We start from the raw sequence: 23,339 nt of genomic DNA on the forward strand, positions 1-23,339 counted from the left end.
ACAGTCGATGAAACTCGGTCCACGGGGATGCTCAGCCGGCGAGCGCGCCCTGATGCTCTCCGGCCGACAGGCGCTCGGCGGCGAGCTCCTCGGCGGCGGCGAGCGGCGTGACGCCGCGCCGCTCGGACTCGTCGTAGATGCGTCGCAGGGTGTCGCCGATCGCGCCCACGCGCGCCATGATGTCGCTGCGCGTGCCGAGATGCTTGGCCTCGAGGTCGAGGTAGATCACGCCGCCCGCATTGACGACGAAGTCGGGGGCGTAGAGGATGCCGCGATCGGCGAGCCGCTGCGCGCCCGCGTGGTCGGCGAGCGGATTGTTGGCCGGTCCGCACACCGCGCGGGTGTCGAGCGCGTCGATGACGGCGTCGGTGAGGAGTCCGCCGATGCCGGCGGGGACGAAGACGTCCGACGGCGACAGGTGCTCGGTGCCCGGCAGCGCCCATTCGGCGCCGAGCTCGAGCGCGAGGTCGCGCTTGAGCGCGTTCACGTCGGTCACCGTCAGGTGCGCACCCTCGGCGGCGAGCCGCACCGCGAGGCGGCTGCCGACCTGCCCGAGACCGGAGATCGTGATGCGGCGTCCCGCGACATCGGGCGAACCCGTGGTGCGTTCGAGGGTCGCGCGCAGCGACTCGTAGACGCCGAGGCTCGTGGGCCCGGCGGGCTCGCCCGAGCCGCCGACGGCGTCGGGGAGACCAACGACGTGCTCGGTGCGCTCGCTCACGACGAGCATGTCCTCGGTGGTCGAGCCGACGTCCTCGGCGGTGCGATACAGGCCGTGCATGCTCTGCACGGCGTCGCCGAGGTCGAGGAAGGCCGCGCGCCGTCGCTCGGCGTCCAGGAGGTCGCCCGGCGTGAGCGCGATGACCGACTTGCCGCCGCCGGCGTCCAGTCCCGCCGCGGCGTTCTTCAGCGTCATGGCCGCCGACAGGCGCAGGGCGTCGCCGAGGGCGTCGCTCCAGTGGGGGTACGTCCACAGGCGGGCGCCGCCGAGGGCGGACCCGAGCACGGAGGAGTGCAGGGCGACGGTGATGAACAGACCGCTGCGGCGACCCGTGATCACCTCCACGCGCTCGTGGGTGAAATCGGGCAGGGGCAGGGTTTGCGTCATTGCGATCTTCCTTCGGCCGGCCTTGTGGGCTGTGCGCTCGACGGACGCCGCGGCTGTGCGGCCTCCGTTCACCATTGTGCCTCACCGCGCCCCGCACGGTCCGCGATCGGCGCCGGCCCAGCGGTCGCCGACCCCCCTGCCGCGGCGCGTTCGCGCGGAGTACCGTCAGCCGTGGAGGGGGGACAGACAAGGGAGGCAGTCATGTTCGAAGGAGCACAGGGCTGGGCCATCATCGCAGCCTCGGACCTGGCGCGCGCGCGAGGATTCTACGAGGGCGTGCTGGGGCTCGCACAGACCGAGGAGCAGCCCGGCGACGGCAGTGTGGTCTACGACGTCGGGGGAACCCCGCTGCTCGTCTACGAGACGAGCTTCGCCGGAACCGCGCAGAACACCGTCTTCGGGTTCGGAACCCCCGATCTCGATCGCGATATGGCCGCGCTGCGCGAGAAGGGCGTCACCTTCGCGGAGTTCGACTTCGCAGAGCTGACGACCGTGAACGGCGTCGCCGAGCTCGAAGCCGGGCGCTCTGCGTGGTTCTCCGACACGGAGGGCAACGTCCTCGCGCTGGTCGAGCGGCGTTGAGTCAGCTCGACGCACTCGCCGTCGCCGCGGCGGTCCGGGCCGCCCCGGCGATCGGCGGGAGTTCGACGCGCGGTCCGGTCAGTGCCCGCAGGGCGTAGAGGATCGCCGCGAGGTCGACGAACTCCTGCGTCAGCGCTCCCGCGACGGCGGGGATCAGCCCCACCGCCGCGACGAGCATGAGTCCGATGCTCAGTCCGATGCCGATCCAGATGGCCGCGAAGGCGACCCGCAGCGTGTGACGGCCGATCGAGACGGCGTCGGCCACCTTCGCCAGCGAGTCCTGCAGGATGACGGCCGACGCGGCGTCCCCGGCCGCGGTGGCGCCCTTGGCGCCCATCGCGATCCCGACATCCGCGGCCGCCAGCACCGGCGCGTCGTTGACCCCGTCGCCGACCATCAGGACCGGACGCGGGGTCATCCCGGCGGCGAGGTCCACCTTCTGACCCGGCAGCAGCTCGGCGCGCACGTCGTCGATGCCGACCGCGTGCGCGACGGCTTCGGCGGTCGGGCGCGCGTCGCCGGTGAGCATCGTGACGCGTTCGACGCCGTTCTCACGCAGCCACGCCACGACCGCGGCCGTCTCGGGGCGGGGGTCGTCGGCGAGGATGAGCGCGCCGGCATAGCGCCCGTCGACGGCGACGTAGGCGGCGGCCTGGCCGGGCTGCAGCTCCTCGCGCCGGGTGTCGGGGGCGAGGGCGGCGACGTACGCGGGCTTCCCGACCACGACGGTGCGGCCTCCGATCACGGCGGTCACGCCGTTGGTGGCCGCCTCTCGCGCCTCGGTCGCCGACGAGACCGGGATGCCGCGCTCGGCGGCGGCGCGGCGGATGCCCTCGGCCAGCACATGGCTGGAGTACTGCTCGGCCGCCGCCGCGAGACCGAGCAGCTCGTCGGGCGCGATGCCGTCGGCGGTGCGCACCTCGACCAGTTCCGGATGGCCCGCGGTGAGCGTCCCGGTCTTGTCGAACGCGGCGGACCGGACGCGCGCGAGCTGCTCGATGACCGCCCCGCCCTTGATGATGACGCCGGCCTTGGCGGCCCGTGACAGCCCGCCGAGGAAGGCTACGGGGGCGGCGATGAGAAGCGGGCAGGGCGTGGCGAGCACGAGCACCTCGGCGAACCGCACCGGGTCGCCCGAGATCCCCCACGCGGCGCCGGCGATCGCCAGCGATACCGCGGTGAACGGCACGGCGAAGCGATCCGCGAGCCGCACCACGGGCGCGCGGGACTCCTCGGCCTCGCGCACGAGGGCGACGATCTGCTGGTACTGGCTGTCGGCGCTGCGGCGCACCGCGCGCACGCGCACCGCCCGCTGGCCGTTGACGGCGCCCGAGAGCACCTCGTCGCCGGCGGACCGTGTGACAGGCATGCTCTCGCCGGTGATCGACGACTCGTCGAACGTGCCCGCCTCCGTCAGCAGTTCGGCGTCGACCGGAACGATCTCGGCGGGCCGCACGAGCAGCACATCGCCGACCGCGACGTCGTCCGCCGGGACGTCGCGCACACCGTCGGAGTTCGCCGCGTCGGGGTGCTCGATGACGTGGGCGATGCGCGGCGAGCGGTCCAGCAGCGCCGTGAGCTCTCGCTTGGCGCGCCGCCCCGCGTAGTCCTCCAGCGCCTCGCCTCCCGAGAGCATGAGCACGATGATGAGCGACGCGATGTACTCGCCGACGGCCAGCGTCGACACCATCGCGATGACGGCCAGCACGTCCAGCCCGACGTGTCCGCGCAGGACGTCGCGCACCATGCCGACCAGCGTCCACACGACGAAGCCCGACACGTACACGACCGCGAGCCACATGCTCGTGGTCTGCATGCCGGCCGCCTGCAGGGCGAACACGACGATGCCGACGGCGACGGTGGCGGGGATCACGGGATAACGTGCGACGGCGCGGAGGATGCTGCTCACGTGCTCCAGACTCTCGCGCGGATCCCGACGTGCCAACCGGCGAAGGTCCCGCCGATATCGTTGTCGCGTGACCGCGCATCTTCCCGCCCGCAGCCGCCTCGTCCACGACTCGCTCCGCGCCGCCGGGATCTCCGGCGACATCGTCGTGCTCCCCGACGCCGCGTCCACGGCGGCTCTTGCCGCCGAGGCGCTCGGGGTGCCCGTCGGGGCGATCGCGAACAGCCTGGTGTTCTTCTCCGACGGCGAGCCGCTCCTGGTGATGACCAGCGGCGCGCATCGTGTGGACACCGCCGCGCTCGCCGCTCGCGTGGGGCGGCAGAGCATCAAGCGCGCGACGCCGGATCAGGTGCGCGATGCGACGGGGCAGGCGATCGGCGGTGTCGCGCCCACGGGCCATCCCTCGCCGCTGACGACGATCGTCGACGAGGACCTCGCCGGCTTCGACGAGATCTGGGCCGCCGGCGGCACGCCCCACACCGTGTTCCCCCTCACCTTCGACGAGCTGGTCGCCGTCACCGGCGGGACGGTCGCGAAGGTCGACTGACACGTCCGCGCGCGACGAAGGGCCCGGGCGTGGTGCCCGAGCCCTTCGAAGAGGAGCAGCGCGTCAGCCCGCGAAGGCAGCCAGCACCTGGTCCAGCGTGACGCCCTTGTGCTTGACCTGGGGCGTCGGCACCGTGTCGGCCGTCGGGTTGCGCACGAGGAAGTTCAACTCCACGAACGCCAGGTCGGCGGCGTCGACGGTCCCGTCGGCGTTGATGTCGCCGGCGCGGTCGTCGGTGCCCTTCGCGTCGCGGATCGCGATCGCGTCGAGGATGTCGACCACGTCGTCGCCGTTGACGTCGCCGGCGGCCAGCTCCGCCATGAACGTCCCCACGGCTCCGGCCGGCTGCCCGTCGGGGCCCGGCGTCGAGAGGGTGATCGGGGCGTGCCAGGTCAGGTGACCGGGCAGCGACACCTCGATGTCCCACGCGTCGGCGAAGACCTCCAGGCCGCCCGCCCACATCGCGCCGGTCTCATCGGCGGGCATGTCGACGACGGTCCCGTCGGGTGCGGTGATCGTCGCCGCCGCGCCGACCGCGGAGTGGTCGAGGTCGGCGTCGGGCCGGCCCGCGTCGGTGAGCAGGCCCTGCGCGAAGAAGCCGCCGAAGACCTGGCTGGTCGAGGCGAGCGCGTAGACCTGGTCGTACGCGCGCTGCATCATCACGCCGCGGCCGTCGGTGTTCTTCACGTACGTGCTGACCGTGAGGAACCCGGTGGTCTCGGCGGCGACCGTCTCGGGCACGTCGAACACGAGATCGATCAGCGGGAGGTCGTCGCCGGTGTACTCCTTCTCGCCGTCGAAGACGATCGGCACGTCCAGTCGCGAGGCCGATGCGCTCGTCTGCGTGATGGTCATCTCACCGGCGATCCGGCCGTACTCCGCGAACGCGTCCTGTGCGACGGCGCGGATGTTGGTCGTGTCGCGCGGGTTGAAGTACGCCTGCAGCGTCATCTCGCCGAACGACGTGGCGTTGTTGGTCGAGAACGACATCGTGACGGTGTCGCCGACGCGCGCCGAGGTGGAGCTGGCGTCGCCGAGGACGTATGCCTGGTTGTCCTTGAACCACATGGACTCGACGCGGCCGCCGATGTTGCCGGCGGCATCCAGCCCGAGGAAGCGGTGCGACTGCACCGCGCTCCAGTTGAGCGGGACGTCGGCGCCGAAGGCGCCGCTCTCGTCGGTGTTCACGGCCATGTAGGGCGTGAGCGAGAACGAGAAGAACTGCACCAGGTTGTCGGCCTGCGAGATGTCGATGCCGGCGGCGCGGATCGCGTCCACCTCGCCGTCCACGAGCGTGCCCGACAGCGCGAAGCTCGACTGGCCGTTCGCGAACTCGTTGACGCTGGACTCGCCCAGGCTCGTCTCGAACACCGGAGCGGTGTTGTCGACGAAGAGGCGCTCGGCGGGCGACGAGAACGTCGTCCCGGCGTCGTCCGAGCCGACGGCGCGCAGCGCGTACAGGCCCGGCTCGACGGTCTTCGCCTTGTGGCCGATCGGGAAGTCCTTGTCACCGGTCAGCGGCAGGTAGTCGCCGTACCACGCGAACGGGCCGTAGCGCAGGCCGTCCTTCATGAGGGTGGCGTCGATCCCGCCGAGGTACCCGATGTCCTCGCCGGACTCGGCGTCCACGAGGAACAGGTCGAGCGTGCGTGAGGGCGTGGCGACGCCGAGCGAGAACTTCAGCGCGGGGTCGTAGGTGTCGGTCCCCGTCGACATCACGGGCTTGATCATCGTGAAGTCCGAGATCGCGGCGTCGTCGACGCGGAAGCCGAGCGGCAGGCGCAGGGCCTCCTCGTCAGGGTGCTCGACGAGTACGAAGGCGCCGTACGTGCCCTGGGCGGTCCCGGCGGGCACGGTCAGGGTGACCTTGACCTTCTTCGTCGAGCCCGGGGAGACCTTGACCGTTCCCGGCATGTCGACGGAGGCGCCGGATGCGACGAAGTCGCCGGTCGCCGCGCCGTGCTCGGTGTCGACCGACAGCGCGTAGGTCGCCGATCTCTTGGCCCGGTTGGTGATCTCGATGGTCTTGGTGACCGTCGTGGTCTCGGTGGTGGGGAGCATCCCCATCGACAGCGCGCCGGTGACGTCGTCGACGTGCGTGCTCTGCCCGCGGGTCTCGGCGACCCACAGCTCGTCCATCACCTGGGCGTCGACGGTGCCGTGGACGGCCTGGCGCGGGTCGACCTGGCCGGCGCCGGACTCGAAGACGCCGGAGTCGTCGCGCAGGTCGTCGGCGGTGTTCATCAGGCGCGTCTTGACGTCGGCCGGTTCGAGCGCGGGCTCGTGCTCGAGCATGAGCGCCGCGAGCCCCGCCACGAACGGCGTGGCCATGGAGGTGCCCGACATGCGCGCGTACGCCTCGTCGTAGGGGATGTCGGCCTTCGGGTCGATCTCCCACGTCGGCACGCTCGACATCACCGAGACGCCGGGGGCGGTGATCTCGGGCTTGATGTCGGTGGTGCCGTTGGCGGGGCCCCGCGAGCTGAAGCTCGCGAGCGTGTCGGCTTCGGTGGTCGCCGTGACGAAGTCGCCGAACGCGACCTCTGCGGCGCCCGCGGCCATCGCCTCGCGCAGCGCGGCGCCGTCGGCGGCGCTGACGCTGAAGGCGGGGACGTACAGGTCGTCCTCACCCAGGTAGTACTGGATGTGTCCCTCGGGGCGGTTGTTGACCACGAGCGCGCCGATCGCGCCGCGCTGGCGGGCGTACGAGATCATCTCGGTGAAGGTGACGGCGCCGCGCTCGATGACGACGATCGCGTCGCGCGGGTTCTTGCCGCTGTAGCCGCGCCACGTACCGTCACCCACATCGACGAGCGGGAACGTGGCGCCGGCGAGGTCGGTGACCGAGGCGTCGTCGCGCTTCTGCGCGAGAAGGCGCAGGTCGGCGGTCGCGTCGCCCACGGTCGCCTCGGTCGCGGCGAGCTCGAGCGGGCTGTCGTTGGCGCCGACGGTGATCGCCAGGGCGGACGTGCCGGGGGAGCCCAGCGTCGCGGCCCCGCCGTCGCCGTCGTTGCCCGCGGCGATGACGGTCGTCACGCCCGCGAGCGTGAGGTTGTCGGCCGCGATGCTCAGGGGCGACCGGTGGTCGTTGTACGACCCGCCGAGCGACATGTTCACGACGTCCATGCCGTCGGCGAGCGCGTGCTCCATGCCCTCGAGGATGTCCTCGGTGAACCCGGACCCGTACGGACCGAGCACGCGGTAGCCGTAGATGTCGGCCTCGGGCGCGACGCCCCAGGCCGCGGGGCCGCCGAACTCGTCCTGTCCGGCGATGATCCCCGCCACATGCGTGCCGTGGCTGGTGTAGTACGTCGCGCCGGAGAACTTCTCGGGCTGGCCGCTGGCCTTCCAGTCCGCGTACGTGGTCTCCATCGGGTCGTCGTCGCCGTCGACCGCGTCGTAGCCGCCGGCGTAGACGTCCGCGAGCGCGGGGTGGTTGTAGTCGATGCCGGTGTCGAGGACGCCGACCTTGACGCCGTCGCCGGTGATGCCGGCCGCGTGGAGGGCGGCGACCTCGTCGTACGTGACGCCGCCGCCGGTCAGCGGGGCGTCCTCGCCGGTGGCGGGCTCGGTGAGCTCGACGACCTCGTCAGGCCACACCGCGGCGACGTCGGGGGAGTCCAGCAGCGTCGTGACGTCGGCGCCGGTGACCGTCATCGCCATGGCGTTGATCGAGCCGCTGAAGCGCTTCTGGATGCCCGTGGCCAGGCCCTTCGCCTCGGCGAACTTCTCGAAGCGGGCCTGCGACGCGGTCACGGCCCGCTTCGCATCTGACGCCGACAGCGTCTCGCCCCGGACGGCGGCGATGGCGCGCGCGGTCGCGGCGACCGGCTGGCGCAGCACGACGATGACGTCCTGCGCCGAGTCCGATGCGATGTCGACGCCCGCGGCGACGCGGACCTCGTCGGGCGCGGTCAGGTCGATCGCGGCGGCGAGGGCCTGGCGCTCGGCGGCGGTGGTGCCGGCCAGGACGTCGGCGGCGTCGACCGGCTGCGCGGCCAGCGCGGGTGCCGGCACGAGCAGCGTGCCGACCAGCGTGGCGGCGACCGCCGTGCAGACGGCCGCCCGACGGCCCGCGCGGCGCGGGGATGGAGCTGAGGACATGTCTGGGGCCTTCGTGTTGAGACGGGTGAGACGGTGGTGCTGGCATAACAGTGCCAAAAGCCACCCGAGGGTACGCTGACGTAAAGACGACATGACTACTTCTCGTCGCGGAATCGGTCGGAATCGGCCCGCGCGCCCGGAGAGAGTGGAGGACGTGATGGGACTGGACGTGCTCGGACTCGGCGTGGTCGAGCACCGGGTGTACGAGCACCTGGTGCGCCATCGGGCGACGCCGGCGGACCGGCTCGCGGCCGATCTCGGGCTGCGCTCCACCGATGTCGGCGCCGCGATCGCCGAGCTCACGGCGCTGGGGCTCGTCGCGCGCGACGGCGTCGACGCCGAGCGCCTGGTCGCCGCGCCCCCGGACGTCGCTCTCGGCGCCCTCATCCTGCAGCACGAGGACCGTCTGCGGCAGGCGGAGTCCGAGATGCTGCTGCTCGAGCGCCTCTATCGCGATGCCGGCTCTGGCGAAGCCGATGTCGTCGACGTCGTGCGCGGCACCGAGGCGGTGCGCCACCGCTTCAACCAGCTTCAGCGCGGCGCGCGCCACGAGGTGCTCCTCTTCGTCAAGGGCGACGCCGTCGCGGTCGACCGCGACGAGAACGTCGAGGAGGAGGTCGCGATCGCCCGCGGCATCCGGTACCGCTACATCCTGGAGCGCGCACGGCTGGAGGCCCCCGGCGTCATCGACGCGGCGCGCGAGGCGATCGAGTCCGGCCTCGAGGTCAGGGTCGCCGGCGAACTGCCCACGCGCATGCTCATCGTCGATCGCACCGTGGCGATGGTTCCGCTGGCCACCGGGGGCGAGGACCAGTCCTCGGGCGCGCTGCTGCTGCACGCCGGCGGCCTGGTGGACCTGGCGCTCAGCCTGTTCGAGCGCACGTGGGCCTCGGCATCGCACCTGGTCGCCGCCGGCGACGGAGCGCTCGACGAGGTCGAGCTCGACGAGGAGGAGCGCGAGGTGCTCGCGCTGCTGGACGCAGGTCTCACCGACCGCGCCATCGGCCTGCGCACCGGCATGTCGGTGCGCACCGTGCAGCGGCGCGTGCGCGATCTCATGGACCGCGCCGACGTCGATACGCGCCTGCAGCTGGGAGTGGCTGCCGTCCGCCGCGGCTGGCTCTGATCCCGCGCGTCAGCGCGGGGTGTCGAACGTCCAGTCGAGCGGATCCACGGCGTCGACGATCGCCCAGTCGTCGGCATCCCAGGTGAAGGTCGCGACGGCGCAGGTCGGCATGCGGCCGATGCCCTCGCGCGAGAGGTGACCGGCCAGCACCGTCATCCCCGGATCGTGCGCGACCAGCAGCACCGACCGGTGCCCGCTCTCGGCGGCATACGCCAGCAGCGTCTTCGCGCTCGCGCCGTACAGGCCGGCGGCCTCGACCACCGGCGTCGCGAGGGCGTCCGAGAACGCCTCGGCGGTGGTGCGCGCACGCAGCGCCGTGCTCGAGAGGATCGTCTCGGGTCGGAAGCCGGTGTCGGCCAGCATCCGGGCCATCCGCGGTGCGTCCCGGCGCCCGCGTTCGTTGAGGGGCCGGTCGTGGTCGTCCAGGTGCGGATCGCCCCAATCCGACTTCGCATGGCGGACCAGTGCCAGGCGGATCACGACGCCGCCGCGACGGGAAGAAGGGTCATGATCCGACGGTACCGCGCCGGTGCGGGTGCCGGGTCTCGGCCGCGTCTCAGACCAGCAGCGCGTGCGCGATCGAGAAGATCGCGACGCCCGCCAGCGCGCCGACGATCGTGCCGTTGAGGCGGATGTACTGCAGGTCCCGGCCGACCATGAGCTCGATCTTCTCCGTCGTCTCGTCGGGATCCCACCGCTCGACGGTGTCGGTGATGAGCGAGGCGATGTCGTGCCGGTACCGCTCGACGAGGAACACCGCCGCGTCCACGACCCACGCATCCACGCGGCGCTGCGCGGCGACATCGGTCGTCAGACGGGCGCCGAGGTCGATCACGGCGCTCGCCGCCCGCGCCCGCAGGGCGCTGTCCGGGTCCTCGAGCGCCGACAGCAGCCCGGACTTCGCGGTGTTCCACGCCTCGGCGGCGAGTTCGCGCACGCGGGGGCTGTCGAACACCGACTCCTTGGCGTCCTCGAACCGACCGATCGTCGCCGGGTCGTGCTGCAGGTTCGCCGCGAGACGCTCGAGATAGCCGTCGAGGGCGATGCGGGCGGGGTGCCGGCGGTCGGCCTGCACCGCCGCGACGAAGCGCACCGCCTCGGTGTAGACGGTCTCGTCGACCAGCCGCGCGGCGATCGAGGGCACCCACGCGGGCAGCCGCCGCGACACGAGCCCCGCGAAGGCTGCGCGGTTGGCGGTGAGCCACACCGCGATCGTGTCGACTCCCAGATCGACCGCCTCGTGGTGGGCCCCCGAGTCCAGGATGCGCGCGAGCCACTCGCCCAGCGGCGGCCCCCACTCGGGCGCGATCAGGTGCTCGCGGGCGAGCTGCTCGATGACGCCCTGGACGTCGTCGTCGCTGAGCGCGCGCAGCACGCCCGCCGCGACCGCCGAGCCCTCGGTGACGACGCGCTCGGCGTGGTCGGGCTCGCCGAGCCACTCGCCCAGACGCGCGGCGATCGCCGTCGCCTCCAGGCGTCGGCGCACGACGTCGCCACGCAGGAACTCGGTCTCGACGAACTCGCCCAGCGTCTGCCCGATCTCGTCCTTGCGGCGCGGGATGATCGCGGTGTGGGGGATGGGGATGCCGAACGGATGCCGGAACAGCGCGGTCACGGCGAACCAGTCCGCCAGGGCGCCCACCATGCCGCCCTCGGCGGCCGCGCGCACATACCCCAGCCAGGGGACGCTGCGCTCGAAGGCGAAAGCGACGGCGAACACGATCGCCATCCCCACGAGGGCACCGAGGGCCACGGCCTTCATGACGCGCAGGCCGCGCAGGCGCTCGCGGTCGGCGGGGCTGAGCAGAGCCGGGGGTGTGCGCGTCATGGCTCGATCGGTCCGAGCCACGCGGTGGCGACGGTGGAGTGCGCCGACTCGGGGTCGGAGGGATGGAACTGTCCGGCCAGAACGTCGCGATACAGACGACTGAGTTCGCTCGAGGCGAAGTACGACGATCCGCCCGCGACGAGCATCGCCTCGTCGACGATGAGCTTCGCGCTCGACACGGCGCGGTGCTTCAGACCGCTCAGCAGCGAGAACCATCGGGGGCCGTGGTCGGCGCGCTCGTCGACGTCGCGCGCGAGTGCGGTGATCTGCGGCGGCAGTGCGTCGTAGGCGAGGGCCATGTCGGCCACGCGCCAGCGGATGTCGGGATCCTGGCTGTAGGCCTTGCCGCTGCGCTTGGACGTGCGGCGGCCGGCCGTCTCGACGGCGAGGTCGAGCGCGCGTCGAGCGATGCCGGTGTAGACCGAGGCGAGCAGGATCTCGAAGACGCTGAAGATGCCGAACACGATCGGATCCGGGTTGGGGCCGGGTGCGATGCGGCGCACGACCCGGTCCGGCGGTGCGATCGCGCCGTGGAGCTCGGTCGTGCGCGACTGCGTGCCCCGCATGCCCAGGGTGTCCCAGTCGTCGCGCGTGCGCACGTCTTCCGAGCGCGGCACGAACGCGTACACCATCTGCGGGGCGTCGGGGCTGGTGGTGTCCAGGCCGTGCAGGCCCAGCTGCGTCCACACCGGTGCGAGCGACGTGAAGATCTTGGTGCCGGTGAACGCGTAGCCGCCGTCGTCGCGCGGCGCGGCATCCGTGTCGCAGCCGAACAGGACGAGGTCGTTCCCCGCCTCGCTGATGCCGAACGCGAACACCTCGCCGTCGGCGGCGCCGGACTGCACGAACCGCAGCGTGTCGATGCCGCGGTCGGCGAGGACCTTGGCCACGCCCGTCCACACCAGATGCATGTTGACGGCGAGGGCCGTCGCGGGCGCGGCTCCAGCGAGGCGCTGCTGCAGGTCCGCGGCCTGGGCCAGCGTGAGGCCGGCTCCGCCGAGCTCCTCGGGAACGAGGATCGCCAGATAGCCCGCCGACCGAAGCTCATCGAGGTCGGCCTGCGGGAAGGTGTTGTCGCGGTCGTATCCGGCGGCGCGGGCGCGGACGCGATCCAGGAGGTCCTCGGGGAGGTGGGCGCCGGGGTCGAACGATGATGCGGTCACACGCCCATTCTCCCCGTCCGGGCCGTGGCGGGCTCCGGCGCGCGCGGACGGTCGCGGGGCCAAGGTCCTGGCGGCGCGCGTCCGGCGTCACGAGAATGTGCGCATGTCAAAGCTGACGCGCACGCTGATCCCGCCCTCGCAGCGGTACACGATCCCGGGGCTGCTCGACCTGCTCGACCTGTCGCACGGCGACGCGAGGAGCAAACGCACCGGCTTCACGATCATGCTCGTGCTGTCGGGGATCATCGCGGTGGCGGGCGTGCTGGCCGACTCCACCGCGACGGTGATCGGCGCCATGATCATCGCGCCGCTGGGAACCCCCATCCTGGGCATCGCGGCCGGCATCGTCACCGGCCACCCGGGCCTGGTCGCGCGCTCGGTGCTGTGGGTCGTGTTCGGGCTGGGCGTCGTCGTCGTCATCGGCGCGGTGCTGTCGTTCGGCGTCGCCGACCCCGCCGTGCTCACCACCAACGGTCAGATCACCGGACGCACCTCGCCGAGGATCGTGGACCTCGTGGCGGCCCTCGCCACCGGCATGGCGGGCGCGTTCGCGATGAGCCGCAAGGACCTCAGCGCCGTGCTGCCCGGCGTCGCCATCGCGATCTCGCTCGTGCCCCCGCTCGGGGTGGTCGGCGTATGCGCCGGCCAGGGGGCGTGGAGCGAGGCCCTCGGCGCCCTCATCCTGTTCCTGTGCAACGTGGTCGCGCTCGTGATCGCCGGCAGCATCGTGTTCACGATGGCCGGCTACGCGCGCAATCCCAACGCCTCGCCCACGACGAACCGCCGACGTGCGTACTCGATCGTCGCGGTGCTGTCGATCCTCATCGCCCTGCCGCTCGCGGCCAACAGCGTCGTGACGCTGTTCTACGCGCGCACGACTTATGCCATCCACCAGGCGACGGGGGCCTGGCTCGACGACGCCGACATCGACTACACCATCAACGGCATCACCTGGACGAACCGCACCGCCAACGTCGAGCTCTTCACCGAGGACGGCTCGCTGGGGGACCAGTCCACGCTCGAGTCGTCGCTGGCCGACAGCGTGCCCGACTGGGTCACGGTGACCATCCACGTCACACCGGCGACCACCCACGTCGTCTACGGCGGGTCCTGACCGCGGGCGACCGCGCTCCGCGGCCCCGGCGGGGCGGCATCCGGGTCAAGATGGAGTCATGATCTCGACCGAGCTGGCGCTCGCCCTGCGGGAGGCGGGCCTGATCTGGCACCCGCGCTCGGGCGACCGCTTCCAGCTCGACGAGCCCGAGTTCGAAGCCGACGTCTTCACCGTGAGCGAGATGACGATCGAGCCGCGGGAGTACTCGACGGGCCGCATCCTCGCCTTCAACGGCACGACCGAGTGGGCGCTGGACTCCGTCGCGCTCGAGGATGCGCTGTGGCTGCCCCACGAGCATCAGCTGCGCGAACTCCTGCGGGGCAGCTTCCAGGCGCTGCGGCGGCTGCCCGACACCCACGAGGTCGAGATCGTGCTGGGGCGGGGGACCGCGGCCGAGGAGGTGCTCGTGTTCGAGCATCCCGAGCCGGCGGACGCCTATGCCCTCGCGGTCCGCGAGCTGCTGCGGCGCATCGCCTGACGCGCCGCGATCGGTCTCACGTGACCAGGTCGACCGGCTCGGTGTCGGGGATGGGGCTGGCGTCGCGACCGCGCAGGTCGGGGAAGCCGCGTACGAACACGATCGAGACCAGGACGCCGGCGACGCAGAACGCCGTCGCGGCGACGTAGGCGCCGCTCGGGCCGACGCCGTCGATGAGGAATCCGGCGACGGCCGAGCCCGCGGCCGCGCCGATGAGTTGGCCGGTGTTGATCCAGCCGTACGCCTCGGCGGTGTCGCTGAACTTCACGCTCACCGACGTCATCGTGAACATCACGGCGAACGCGGGCGCGATGCCGATGCCCGCGATCAGGAGCGTTCCGCCCAGCCACCACGCGTTCAGCGACACCATCGTCAGCGCCAGGCCCGCCGCCACGATCGCCATGCGCCGCGCCATCGCCCACGGGCCCATGGGCAGATGCCCGAACGTGAGCCCCCCGGCGAGGCTGCCGACGGCGAACAGCGCCAGCACGACGCCGGCCTCGTAGCCCCCATGGCCGAACGTCGCGACCACACCGGCCTCGACCGCGGCGCACGCGCCGATCAGCAGGAAGCCGACGACCGTCGCGAGCACCACCGGTGGCTTCAGCAGCACACGGCCCAGCCGCCGTCGGCTGCGCGGGATGCGCACGCGTCCGACCTCGGGGGAGAGGATGAACCAGGCTCCGCCGCCGATCAGGACGGCCACGACCATCAGGAGCGCCTCGACGGTGCCGATCTGGGTGCCGACGAACGTCACCAGCACGGGGGCGGCGACCCAGATCAGCTCCTGCAGCGACGCGTCCAGCGAGAACAGCGGGGTCAGCTGCGACGAGTTGACCAGCTTGGGGTAGATCGTGCGGGCCGCCGACTGCACCGGCGGCGTCGAGAGCCCCGCGATGAGGCCGAGGGCGGCGTATGCGGGGACGACCATCTCGACCAGCGCCATCGCGGTGATCGCCGCCGCGCACACCACGAGCGTCACCGTCAGGACCTTGCGCATGCCCCACAGGCCCATCCAGCGGCTGGTGACCGGGCCCGCCACGGCCTGGCCGATGGACGTCGCCGCCAGGACGATCCCCGCGGCGGCGTACGACCCGGTGACGCGCTCGATGTGGAGGAGCACCGCGAGGCTGAGCATCCCTCCGGGGAAGCGCGCCGTCAGCTGCGCGGCGATGATGCGTCCGACGCCCGGCGTGCGCAGAAGGTCCCGATAGCCCGTCACGGATCAACGTTACCGGTCGGCGATCCCCTCGGTGCGCGCCGTGACACCCCGCCGACGCGCGCGCGACACGCCGACGGCGCTTTCCACAGGCGAATCGATGTCGGTGGCCGGCTCTAGCCTCCCCATCTGTGGACAACTTCCAGCGGCGGTCGCTTAAGGGCCGTGATCACGCGATTCCGAACGGGTCCCACGACCCGCTCGGCTGTGGATGAAGTGGTGGAGAACCTGTGGTGAGGCTGCGGATAACGGTGGAAAACTACACGGATGTAACTACTACCCCTTGTGGTGCCCCCCAATGTCTGTACCCATATGTAGTATTGGTGTCCCGGCGGGGGGTCTGCCGGACGTAATGAGGGGAGAGACGGATCCATATGTCGATCACGGTCTACACGAAGCCGGCCTGTGTCCAGTGCAACGCGACGTATCGCGCGCTCGACTCGAAGGGCATCGAATACGAGATCCACGACCTGTCGGAGGACCCGGCGGCACTCGAGCGCGTGAAGTCGCTCGGCTACCTGCAGGCGCCGGTCGTGGTCACCGACGAGGATCACTGGTCGGGCTTCCGTCCCGACAAGATCGACGAGCTCGCGACTCGTCTGGTGTGACCCACGTGGCAACCGCGGTCGCAGGACGCAGCGCGGTTGCCGACGGGGCGGCCGCGGTTCCGCTCCTGGTCTACTTCTCCAGCACCTCCGGGAACACCGCCCGCTTCGTCGACAAGCTCGGACTGCGCGCGTTGCGCATCCCGCTGCACTCCACGGAGCCCCGGCTCGAAGTCGACGAGCCCTATGTCCTCATCACCCCCACCTACGGCGGAGGCCAGGGGCGCGGAGTCGAGAAGGGCGCTGTGCCCAAGCAGGTCATCCGCTTCCTCAACGACGACCACAACCGCGGTCTCATCCGCGGCGTGATCTCGGCGGGGAACACCAACTTCGGCGAGCACTTCTGCTTCGCCGGTGACGTCATCAGCCGCAAGTGCCGCGTGCCGCACTTGTATCGGCTCGAACTCTTCGGCACGCCGGAAGACGTGGATCGCGTAGGCGACGGATTGGAACGATGGTGGAATCAGCAGTGACCGAGCGCGGGTTCAAGACGGACGCGCGATTCGAGGGGATGGATTACCACGCCCTCAACGCGATGCTGAACCTGTACGACGCGGACGGGAAGATCCAGTTCGACGCCGACAAGCGGGCGGCGCGCGAGTACTTCCTGCAGCACGTGAACCAGAACACGGTGTTCTTCCACTCGCTCCGCGAGCGCCTGGACTACCTCGTCGAGAAGCAGTACTACGAGGGCGCCGTGCTCGAGAAGTACCCCTTCGAGTTCATCCAGAAGCTCAACGACCTGGCGTACGCGAAGAAGTTCCGCTTCGAGACGTTCCTCGGCGCGTTCAAGTACTACACCAGCTACACGCTGAAGACCTTCGACGGCAAGCGCTACCTCGAGCGCTTCGAGGACCGCGTGGTGATGACCGCGCTCGGCCTCGCCGACGGCGACCAGGACCTCGCGGTCGAGCTCGTCGAGGAGATCATCGCCGGCCGCTTCCAGCCGGCCACCCCGACGTTCCTCAACACCGGCAAGGCGCAGCGCGGCGAGCTCGTCTCGTGCTTCCTGCTGCGCATCGAGGACAACATGGAGTCGATCGCGCGAGGCATCAACTCCGCGCTCCAGCTGTCCAAGCGCGGCGGCGGCGTCGCGCTGCTTCTGTCGAACATCCGCGAGGCCGGTGCCCCGATCAAGCAGATCGAGAACCAGTCCAGCGGCATCATCCCGGTCATGAAGCTCCTCGAGGACTCCTTCAGCTACGCCAACCAGCTGGGCGCGCGTCAGGGCGCGGGCGCGGTGTACCTCAACGCGCACCACCCCGACATCATGAAGTTCCTCGACACCAAGCGCGAGAATGCGGACGAGAAGATCCGCATCAAGACGCTGTCGCTGGGCGTCGTGGTGCCCGACATCACGTTCGAGCTGGCCAAGAACGGCGAGGACATGTACCTCTTCTCGCCGTACGACGTCGAGCGCGTGTACGGCGTGCCGTTCGGCGACATCGCGATCAGCGAGAAGTACCGCGAGATGGTCGACGACGCGCGCATCAAGAAGACGAAGATCAACGCGCGCGAGTTCTTCCAGACCCTCGCCGAGATCCAGTTCGAGTCGGGCTACCCGTACATCATGTTCGAGGACACGGTGAACAAGGCCAACCCGATCAAGGGCCGGATCAACATGTCGAACCTGTGCTCCGAGATCCTCCAGGTCAACACCCCGACGACGTACAACGAGGACCTGTCGTACGCGGACATCGGCAAGGACATCTCGTGCAACCTGGGCTCGATGAACATCGCGCTGGCGATGGACGGCAAGGACCTGGGCAAGACCGTCGAGACCGCGATCCGCGCGCTCACCGCGGTGAGCGACCAGAGCCACATCTCGTCGGTCCGCTCGATCGAGGACGGCAACGACCGCTCGCACGCGATCGGCCTCGGCCAGATGAACCTCCACGGCTACCTCGCGCGCGAGCACGTCCACTACGGCTCCGAAGAGGGCATCGACTTCACGAACATCTACTTCTACTCGGTGCTCTTCCACGCGCTGCAGGCCTCGAACAAGCTCGCGATCGAGCGCCGCCATGCGTTCGAGGGCTTCGCCGACTCGACGTACGCGTCGGGCGAGTTCTTCGACAAGTACATCGACCGCGCGTGGGAGCCCGAGACCGAGAAGGTGAAGGAGCTGTTCGCGGGCATCCACATCCCGACGCAGGACGACTGGCGGGCGCTCAAGGCGAGCATCCAGGAGCACGGCATCTACAACCAGAACCTGCAGGCGGTGCCGCCGACCGGTTCGATCTCGTACATCAACAACTCCACCAGCTCGATCCACCCGATCGCCTCGCGCGTCGAGATCCGCAAGGAGGGCAAGCTCGGGCGCGTCTACTACCCGGCCGCGTTCATGACGAACGAGAACCTGGAGTACTACCAGGACGCCTACGAGATCGGCTACGAGAAGGTCATCGACACGTACGCCGCCGCGACGCAGCACGTCGACCAGGGACTGTCGCTGACGCTGTTCTTCAAGGACACCGCCACGACGCGCGATATCAACCGCGCCCAGATCTACGCGTGGCGCAAGGGCATCAAGACGATCTACTACATCCGCCTGCGTCAGATGGCGCTCGAGGGAACCAACCTTCAGGAGTGCGTCAGCTGCATGCTCTGATGCGCTGACCAGGACCCAACTACGGAGAAGAAATGACTCCCGAGCCGCTCAAGCTCATCGACCACGTCCAGGCGATCAACTGGAACCGCATCCAGGACGACAAGGACCTCGAGGTGTGGAACCGCCTCGTGAACAACTTCTGGCTGCCCGAGAAGGTGCCGCTGTCCAACGACATCCAGTCCTGGAACACGCTCTCGCCCGCCGAGCAGACGCTCACGATGCGCGTGTTCACCGGACTGACGCTGCTGGACACCATCCAGGGCACCGTCGGGGCGGTGTCGCTCATCCCCGATGCGATCACTCCGCACGAAGAGGCGGTGTACACCAACATCGCCTTCATGGAGTCGGTGCACGCCAAGAGCTACTCGTCGATCTTCTCGACGCTGTGCTCGACGCCCGAGATCGACGACGCGTTCCGCTGGTCGGTCGAGAACGAGAACCTTCAGAAGAAGGCTCACATCATCATGGAGTACTACCGCGGCGACGAGCCCCTCAAGCGCAAGGTCGCGTCGACCCTGCTCGAGTCGTTCCTGTTCTACTCGGGCTTCTACCTGCCGCTGTACTGGTCGAGCAAGGCGAAGCTCACCAACACGGCCGACATCATCCGTCTCATCATCCGCGACGAGGCCGTGCACGGCTACTACATCGGCTACAAGTTCCAGAAGGGCCTCGAGAAGGTCTCGGAGGCCGAGCGCGCCGACATCAAGGACTACACGTTCTCGCTGCTGTACGAGCTCTACGACAACGAGGTGCAGTACACGCAGGACCTGTACGACGGCGTGGGACTGACCGAGGAGGTCAAGAAGTTCCTCCACTACAACGCCAACAAGGCCCTCATGAATCTGGGCTACGAGGCGATGTTCCCCTCGACCGTGACGAACGTCAGCCCGGCGATCCTGTCGGCGCTGTCGCCGAACGCCGACGAGAACCACGACTTCTTCTCGGGGTCCGGCTCGTCGTACGTCATCGGCAAGGCCGTCGCCACCGAGGACGAGGACTGGGACTTCTAGCGGTGTTACGCGGTCGTAAATTCTCGTGCGCGACCGCCTGATACGCCGCCCCGCCCGTGGCGCGAACGCGCTCCCGCGCGCTAGCGTCACGGGCAACCCACGCGTCCTGCCGTCTGAGTAACGCCCCCCGGCCAACAGCCGAAACCCACGTGGGCCAGGCTTCCTCGGCGTCCGCGATCGATGCGGGCGCCGGGGATCCCGCAAGCGGGTCAGTTCAGCCGGCCCTCGGGGCGGAAGTCCGGGTCGCTCGAGACGACCAATGCGTCCAGCCGCGCATCGACCTCGCGGGCGGTGAGGACGAGCACGTGCGGTCCGGCATCGAGCTCTGCCTCGAAGGGGTCGCAGTTGTGGTGCGCGAAGTCCCCGTCGCACCGCAGGCTGATCAGCTCCCACGTCCAGTCGAGATAGACCGTCGACTCGCCTTCGTGGAAGTCCCAGATGTCGGGTGCCGAGGAGTCGAGAGACAGGATGTAGGTGTCGTTCAGGTCTGTCCGTGCCGGGTCCTCCGACTCCGGCTGGCTGACGCGCGCCCAGATGCGGTACGTGCCGGCGGTGGCGACATCGAACTCGTACCGGGCCGTGCCGCTCTCGGACTCCGCCGCCGAGATGTAGGCCCCGCCCGACGCCTGCGGGTCGGAGTGGGCGGCGATCGTGGCGACGAGCCGGCCGTCCTCGGCCTCGATCTCGACGGTGTCGAAGAGCGTGGTCGGCGTGGGCGTCGGGGTCGGCGTCGCCGCGGTCGGGGTGGGTGTCCCGGCGGACGACACGTCCGCGAGGGGCGCGTCCGCCGTGCCCGGCAGCAGCGAGAGCACGACCGCGACCCCGCCTGCGACGAGAGCGACGGCGCCCACCGCGATGACCGCCGGCAGCCAGCGCCGCCTCGCGCCTTCGGCTCCCGCACCCGCCAGCGCGTAACCGCGCTTGCGCGTCGGCAGCAGCGGCTCGATCGCCGCCGCGAGCACGCCGACGTCGTACTTGAAGCGCGACGACGTCACCTCGAGGCCCTGTCTCGTGGCCAGGCCCCCGAGCGACTCGGGCAGATCCGCGCGGGCCGGCATGCGCGCGCCGTCCACGAGCACGGGGAGCACCTTGACGTCGCGCTTCAGTGCGCTCTCGACCTCGAGCCGGACGAAGTCGTCGGGATCGTCCAGCCGCCGCGCGCCGTCGGCGTCGACGACGTCGGTCCAGTGCGGATCGATCACCACCACCACGGCGCGGCAGTCGCGCAGCGTCTCGTCCAGCACCTGCTCGAAGTCGGCGCCCGGCTCGATGCCGTCGACGTCCATGAAGACCGCGTCCTCGCCGAAGCGGGCGGTGAGGGCGTCGTAGATGCGCCCGGCGGCGCCGGAGGCGTTGCTGCGCCGGTAGCTCACGAAGACGGAGTACGTCACCGGTCGCCTCCGTCCTGAGTCGTCGGCGAGCCGCCCGTGTCGCCGCGCTGGCCCGATCGTGTCACGCGCGGGCGGTCATCTCAACCGTCACGGCGCATGAGGCCCGTCAGCGGGCGAGAGCATCCCAGTCCACGTCGACGATCGACGGGCGGGAAGCCGAGATCTGCGCGGGCAGCCGCATCCCCGGACGCGGCCAATGCTTCGGCCGCGTCACGACGCTCGTGGCGATCGTGGTGGGCGGGACGCCGGGCGCCTCGGCGACGAGTTCGAGACGGCACTCCTGGTAGCGGCCCCGCGGCGCCGGCTCCGAAACCGACACCACGAGGACGGTGCCGGCGACCGCATCCGCGAGGGGATCGGCGGTCAGCCGCTGCAGGGCGCGTGCGATGTCGTCTGCTCCGTCCACATCCTCCACGCTATCGGTGCGCGACGGCCCCGCGTGCTCCCGGACGTGGTTTGCTGGGGCGCATGAGGAATGTCGCACGATGGGTGCTCGGTCTCGCGATGGTCTTCGCCGGCGTCAGCCATCTGTTCTGGGCCCGGCGCGAATTCCAGGCGCAGGTCCCGGACTGGGCGGCCGAGAAGACCGGACTCGGAAAGGACGCGGTGGTCGTCGCCTCGGGCGTGGTCGAGGTGATGCTCGGCGGCGCCCTCGTGGCGCTTCCCGCGTCGCGCAGCCGCGTCGGGGCGATCCTGGCCGCGTTCTTCATCGCCGTCTTCCCCGGCAACATCGAGCAGTACACCCAGCGCCGCGACGGGTTCGGGCTCGACACCGACCGCAAGCGCCTCGTCCGCCTGTTCTTCCAGCCCGTGCTCGTGGCGTGGGCGTGGTGGTCCACGCGCACGCGCTGAGCGGGGGCGGCGCGGCCGACCGTGGGGTCAGCGTCTGGTCGACACCGTCACAGTGAACTTCGCGTTGCGCGCGATCTGCTGCGTCGGACCGACGATGCGCTCGAGGACCGGACGGTAGCGAAGGTGGGAGTTCCACACCGTCCACAGCCGACCGCCGGGCCGAAGCACGCGGGCCGCGTCCGCGAACAGGCGCGGCGCGATGCCCTCGTGGACGGCCGCGCCGGAGTGGAACGGCGGGTTCAGCAGGATCACACCGGCCGATGCGTCCTCGCGCGCACCCAGTCCATCGTCGCGGACCACCTCGATCCGGTCTGCGACGCCGTTCGCGGCGGCCGTGGCCCGCGCTGAAGCGACGGCGACGGCGGACTGGTCGCACGCGTAGAGCCGCAGACCGGGATGGCGCAGCGCCAGCGTCGCCGCGACGACGCCGGTGCCGCATGCCAGATCGATCGCAGCGGCGTCGTCGGGAATCCGGTCCGGCACGTGCTCGAGCAGGAAGCGCGTGCCGATGTCGACCGCCGCCCCCGCGAACGCGCCGCCGTACGCGCACACCACCACGCCGTCGGTTTCGATGCAGCGCGGCTGCGGATCCCGGCCGTCGTGCGGGTCCGAGGCCACGAGCACGCGTGACTTCTGGCGGGCGTGCGTCACGTCGACGCGGCCGAAGAACTCCCGCAGCACCTCGTTCATCGCCGTGCTCATGTGCTTGATGCGCCCGCCCGCGAACACGCGCACGTCAGGGGCGGCGTGGGCGGCGATCAGGCCCGCGATGTCGCGCAGCGCGTCGAGCGAACGCGGGAGGCGCAGCAGGACCACGCGCGCGTCGCGGACCACCTCCCCCGACAGCGGCAGCGACGCGGTGTCGCCCGCGAGCCCGAGGCGCACGGCATTGGCCGCCAGCGCGCGCTCGCCGGTCAGCGCGTCCTGGTGGACGCGCACGTGCGCCGATTCCCCGGCCGTGTCGGCGGCGGCTCCCAGCGCCAGCGCGCCGTACGCATCGCCGATCACGGCGGTGGCCGCACGCCCGGCGTCCGCGCGGGCCCCGGCCGACTCGTCGAGGATCAGCCGGTCGGCGGCGTCGACCGCGACCAGGTCGTCGGCTTCGACATCCGGCCAGCGACGCAGGTCGTCCCACGAGAACTCCACGCGATCACGCTACCCGGGCCCCGGGTTCGGCAGCGCTCCCGCGGGCGCCTAGGCTGGATCGGTCCGACCCGAGGAGACCTGTGTTCCGCACGCCCCTGAGCCTGTTCCGTGCCCTCGCGATCGCCGAGGCGATCTCGTGGACCCTGCTGATCGCCGGCCTCGTGCTGCGCGCCACCGCAGACCTCGCCATCGCGGTGACCGTCGGCGGCGCGATCCACGGCTTCGTCTTCCTCTCGTACGGGGCGACGGCGGTGCTGGTGTCGATGAACCAGCGCTGGAAGCCGGGCCCCGCGATCGTGGCCGTCGTGAGCGCGGTGATCCCGTACGCGACCGTCCCGGTCGAGATCTGGCTGCACCGCTCCGGCCGCCTGGAAGGGCAGTGGCGGCTCGAGGAAGCCGCCGATCCTGCCGACCGCGTCTGGTACGACGGGCCGATGCGCTGGTTCCTGCGGCGACCGTGGCTGCTGGGCGCCCTCATCGCCCTGGCCGTGGTCGCGCTGTACGTCACGCTGCTGCTCGTCGGTCCGCCCGGCGGCCGCGACTGACGCG

21 protein-coding genes are annotated in these 23,339 nt (G+C 70.7%); 11 read left to right on the forward strand and 10 right to left on the reverse strand.

Annotation, left to right across the window (positions count from 1 at the left end; translation table 11 throughout):
* Positions 1-31 precede the first annotated feature (31 nt).
* Positions 32-1,108: a Glu/Leu/Phe/Val dehydrogenase dimerization domain-containing protein gene (locus tag P0L94_01950; GenBank protein ID WES64844.1), complete on the reverse strand. Its 1,077-nt coding sequence runs from the start codon at positions 1,106-1,108 to the stop codon at positions 32-34.
* Between the two features lie 201 nt (positions 1,109-1,309).
* Here P0L94_01950 and P0L94_01955 point away from each other — a divergent pair, with 201 nt between their 5' ends.
* Entirely contained in the window at positions 1,310-1,690 is a 381-nt protein-coding gene (locus P0L94_01955; protein ID WES64845.1) for a hypothetical protein, read from the forward strand.
* Position 1,691: 1 nt separating this feature from the next.
* Here P0L94_01955 and P0L94_01960 read toward each other — a convergent pair whose 3' ends face one another.
* A complete protein-coding gene (locus tag P0L94_01960) occupies positions 1,692-3,599 on the reverse strand; it encodes a heavy metal translocating P-type ATPase (GenBank protein WES64846.1) in 1,908 nt (635 codons plus the stop codon).
* A 67-nt stretch (positions 3,600-3,666) separates the two neighbouring features.
* On the opposite strand from P0L94_01960, the gene P0L94_01965 reads away from it, so the two are divergent.
* Positions 3,667-4,143 carry a YbaK/EbsC family protein gene (locus tag P0L94_01965; protein WES64847.1) on the forward strand — a complete coding sequence of 159 codons (477 nt, stop codon included), beginning with the start codon at positions 3,667-3,669 and terminating at the stop codon, positions 4,141-4,143.
* Between the two features lie 63 nt (positions 4,144-4,206).
* On the opposite strand, the gene P0L94_01970 is transcribed toward P0L94_01965, so the two are convergent.
* Positions 4,207-8,247: a S8 family serine peptidase gene (locus P0L94_01970; GenBank protein WES64848.1), complete on the reverse strand. Its 4,041-nt coding sequence runs from the start codon at positions 8,245-8,247 to the stop codon at positions 4,207-4,209.
* A gap of 154 nt (positions 8,248-8,401) precedes the next feature.
* On the opposite strand from P0L94_01970, the gene P0L94_01975 reads away from it, so the two are divergent.
* On the forward strand, positions 8,402-9,373 hold the full coding sequence (locus P0L94_01975) for a hypothetical protein (protein ID WES64849.1): 972 nt from the start codon (positions 8,402-8,404) through the stop codon (positions 9,371-9,373).
* A gap of 9 nt (positions 9,374-9,382) precedes the next feature.
* Here P0L94_01975 and P0L94_01980 read toward each other — a convergent pair whose 3' ends face one another.
* The 3 genes from P0L94_01980 to P0L94_01990 form a co-directional block, all read right to left on the reverse strand.
* The gene (locus P0L94_01980; protein ID WES64850.1) at positions 9,383-9,853 is read right to left on the reverse strand and encodes a histidine phosphatase family protein; all 471 of its coding nucleotides are present in this window, start codon (positions 9,851-9,853) and stop codon (positions 9,383-9,385) included.
* A gap of 76 nt (positions 9,854-9,929) precedes the next feature.
* On the reverse strand, positions 9,930-11,201 hold the full coding sequence (locus P0L94_01985; protein ID WES64851.1) for a DUF445 domain-containing protein: 1,272 nt from the start codon (positions 11,199-11,201) through the stop codon (positions 9,930-9,932).
* Positions 11,198-12,364 (reverse strand): acyl-CoA/acyl-ACP dehydrogenase, encoded by a 1,167-nt coding sequence (locus P0L94_01990; GenBank protein WES64852.1) that lies wholly within the window; start codon positions 12,362-12,364, stop codon positions 11,198-11,200. The genes P0L94_01985 and P0L94_01990 overlap by 4 nt, the downstream gene beginning before the upstream one ends.
* A gap of 103 nt (positions 12,365-12,467) precedes the next feature.
* Between P0L94_01990 and P0L94_01995 the strand changes: the two genes are divergently transcribed.
* Both P0L94_01995 and P0L94_02000 read left to right on the forward strand, forming a co-directional pair.
* Positions 12,468-13,478, forward strand: coding sequence for a TIGR00341 family protein (locus P0L94_01995; GenBank protein ID WES64853.1), 1,011 nt, complete (start codon positions 12,468-12,470; stop codon positions 13,476-13,478).
* A 58-nt stretch (positions 13,479-13,536) separates the two neighbouring features.
* Positions 13,537-13,956, forward strand: a complete 420-nt coding sequence (locus tag P0L94_02000; GenBank protein WES64854.1) for a hypothetical protein — start codon at positions 13,537-13,539, stop codon at positions 13,954-13,956.
* A gap of 16 nt (positions 13,957-13,972) precedes the next feature.
* Here P0L94_02000 and P0L94_02005 read toward each other — a convergent pair whose 3' ends face one another.
* Positions 13,973-15,178, reverse strand: a complete 1,206-nt coding sequence (locus P0L94_02005; protein ID WES64855.1) for an MFS transporter — start codon at positions 15,176-15,178, stop codon at positions 13,973-13,975.
* 371 nt (positions 15,179-15,549) lie between these two features.
* On the opposite strand from P0L94_02005, the gene nrdH reads away from it, so the two are divergent.
* Genes nrdH through nrdF form a run of 4 tightly spaced genes read left to right on the forward strand, consistent with a single transcriptional unit; the run spans position 15,550 to position 19,401 of the window.
* On the forward strand, positions 15,550-15,783 hold the full coding sequence (nrdH, locus tag P0L94_02010; GenBank protein ID WES64856.1) for a glutaredoxin-like protein NrdH: 234 nt from the start codon (positions 15,550-15,552) through the stop codon (positions 15,781-15,783).
* A 5-nt stretch (positions 15,784-15,788) separates the two neighbouring features.
* Positions 15,789-16,253, forward strand: a complete 465-nt coding sequence (gene nrdI / locus P0L94_02015) for a class Ib ribonucleoside-diphosphate reductase assembly flavoprotein NrdI (GenBank protein ID WES64857.1) — start codon at positions 15,789-15,791, stop codon at positions 16,251-16,253.
* Positions 16,235-18,391 carry a class 1b ribonucleoside-diphosphate reductase subunit alpha gene (gene nrdE, locus P0L94_02020; protein WES64858.1) on the forward strand — a complete coding sequence of 719 codons (2,157 nt, stop codon included), beginning with the start codon at positions 16,235-16,237 and terminating at the stop codon, positions 18,389-18,391. The genes nrdI and nrdE overlap by 19 nt, the downstream gene beginning before the upstream one ends.
* A 32-nt stretch (positions 18,392-18,423) precedes the next feature.
* Positions 18,424-19,401 carry a class 1b ribonucleoside-diphosphate reductase subunit beta gene (gene nrdF, locus P0L94_02025; protein WES64859.1) on the forward strand — a complete coding sequence of 326 codons (978 nt, stop codon included), beginning with the start codon at positions 18,424-18,426 and terminating at the stop codon, positions 19,399-19,401.
* Positions 19,402-19,610: 209 nt separating this feature from the next.
* Here nrdF and P0L94_02030 read toward each other — a convergent pair whose 3' ends face one another.
* Both P0L94_02030 and P0L94_02035 read right to left on the reverse strand, forming a co-directional pair.
* A complete protein-coding gene (locus P0L94_02030; protein WES64860.1) occupies positions 19,611-20,792 on the reverse strand; it encodes a TIR domain-containing protein in 1,182 nt (393 codons plus the stop codon).
* A gap of 106 nt (positions 20,793-20,898) precedes the next feature.
* Entirely contained in the window at positions 20,899-21,198 is a 300-nt protein-coding gene (locus P0L94_02035; GenBank protein ID WES64861.1) for a hypothetical protein, read from the reverse strand.
* Positions 21,199-21,260: 62 nt separating this feature from the next.
* On the opposite strand from P0L94_02035, the gene P0L94_02040 reads away from it, so the two are divergent.
* Positions 21,261-21,644 (forward strand): hypothetical protein, encoded by a 384-nt coding sequence (locus P0L94_02040; GenBank protein ID WES64862.1) that lies wholly within the window; start codon positions 21,261-21,263, stop codon positions 21,642-21,644.
* A 27-nt stretch (positions 21,645-21,671) separates the two neighbouring features.
* Here P0L94_02040 and P0L94_02045 read toward each other — a convergent pair whose 3' ends face one another.
* On the reverse strand, positions 21,672-22,790 hold the full coding sequence (locus tag P0L94_02045) for a methyltransferase (GenBank protein WES64863.1): 1,119 nt from the start codon (positions 22,788-22,790) through the stop codon (positions 21,672-21,674).
* Between the two features lie 80 nt (positions 22,791-22,870).
* Here P0L94_02045 and P0L94_02050 point away from each other — a divergent pair, with 80 nt between their 5' ends.
* Positions 22,871-23,335: a DUF3817 domain-containing protein gene (locus P0L94_02050; GenBank protein WES64864.1), complete on the forward strand. Its 465-nt coding sequence runs from the start codon at positions 22,871-22,873 to the stop codon at positions 23,333-23,335.
* Positions 23,336-23,339: the final 4 nt, after the last annotated feature.

The sequence above is a fragment of the Microbacter sp. GSS18 genome (assembly GCA_029319145.1).
Taxonomy (GTDB): domain Bacteria; phylum Actinomycetota; class Actinomycetes; order Actinomycetales; family Microbacteriaceae; genus Microbacterium.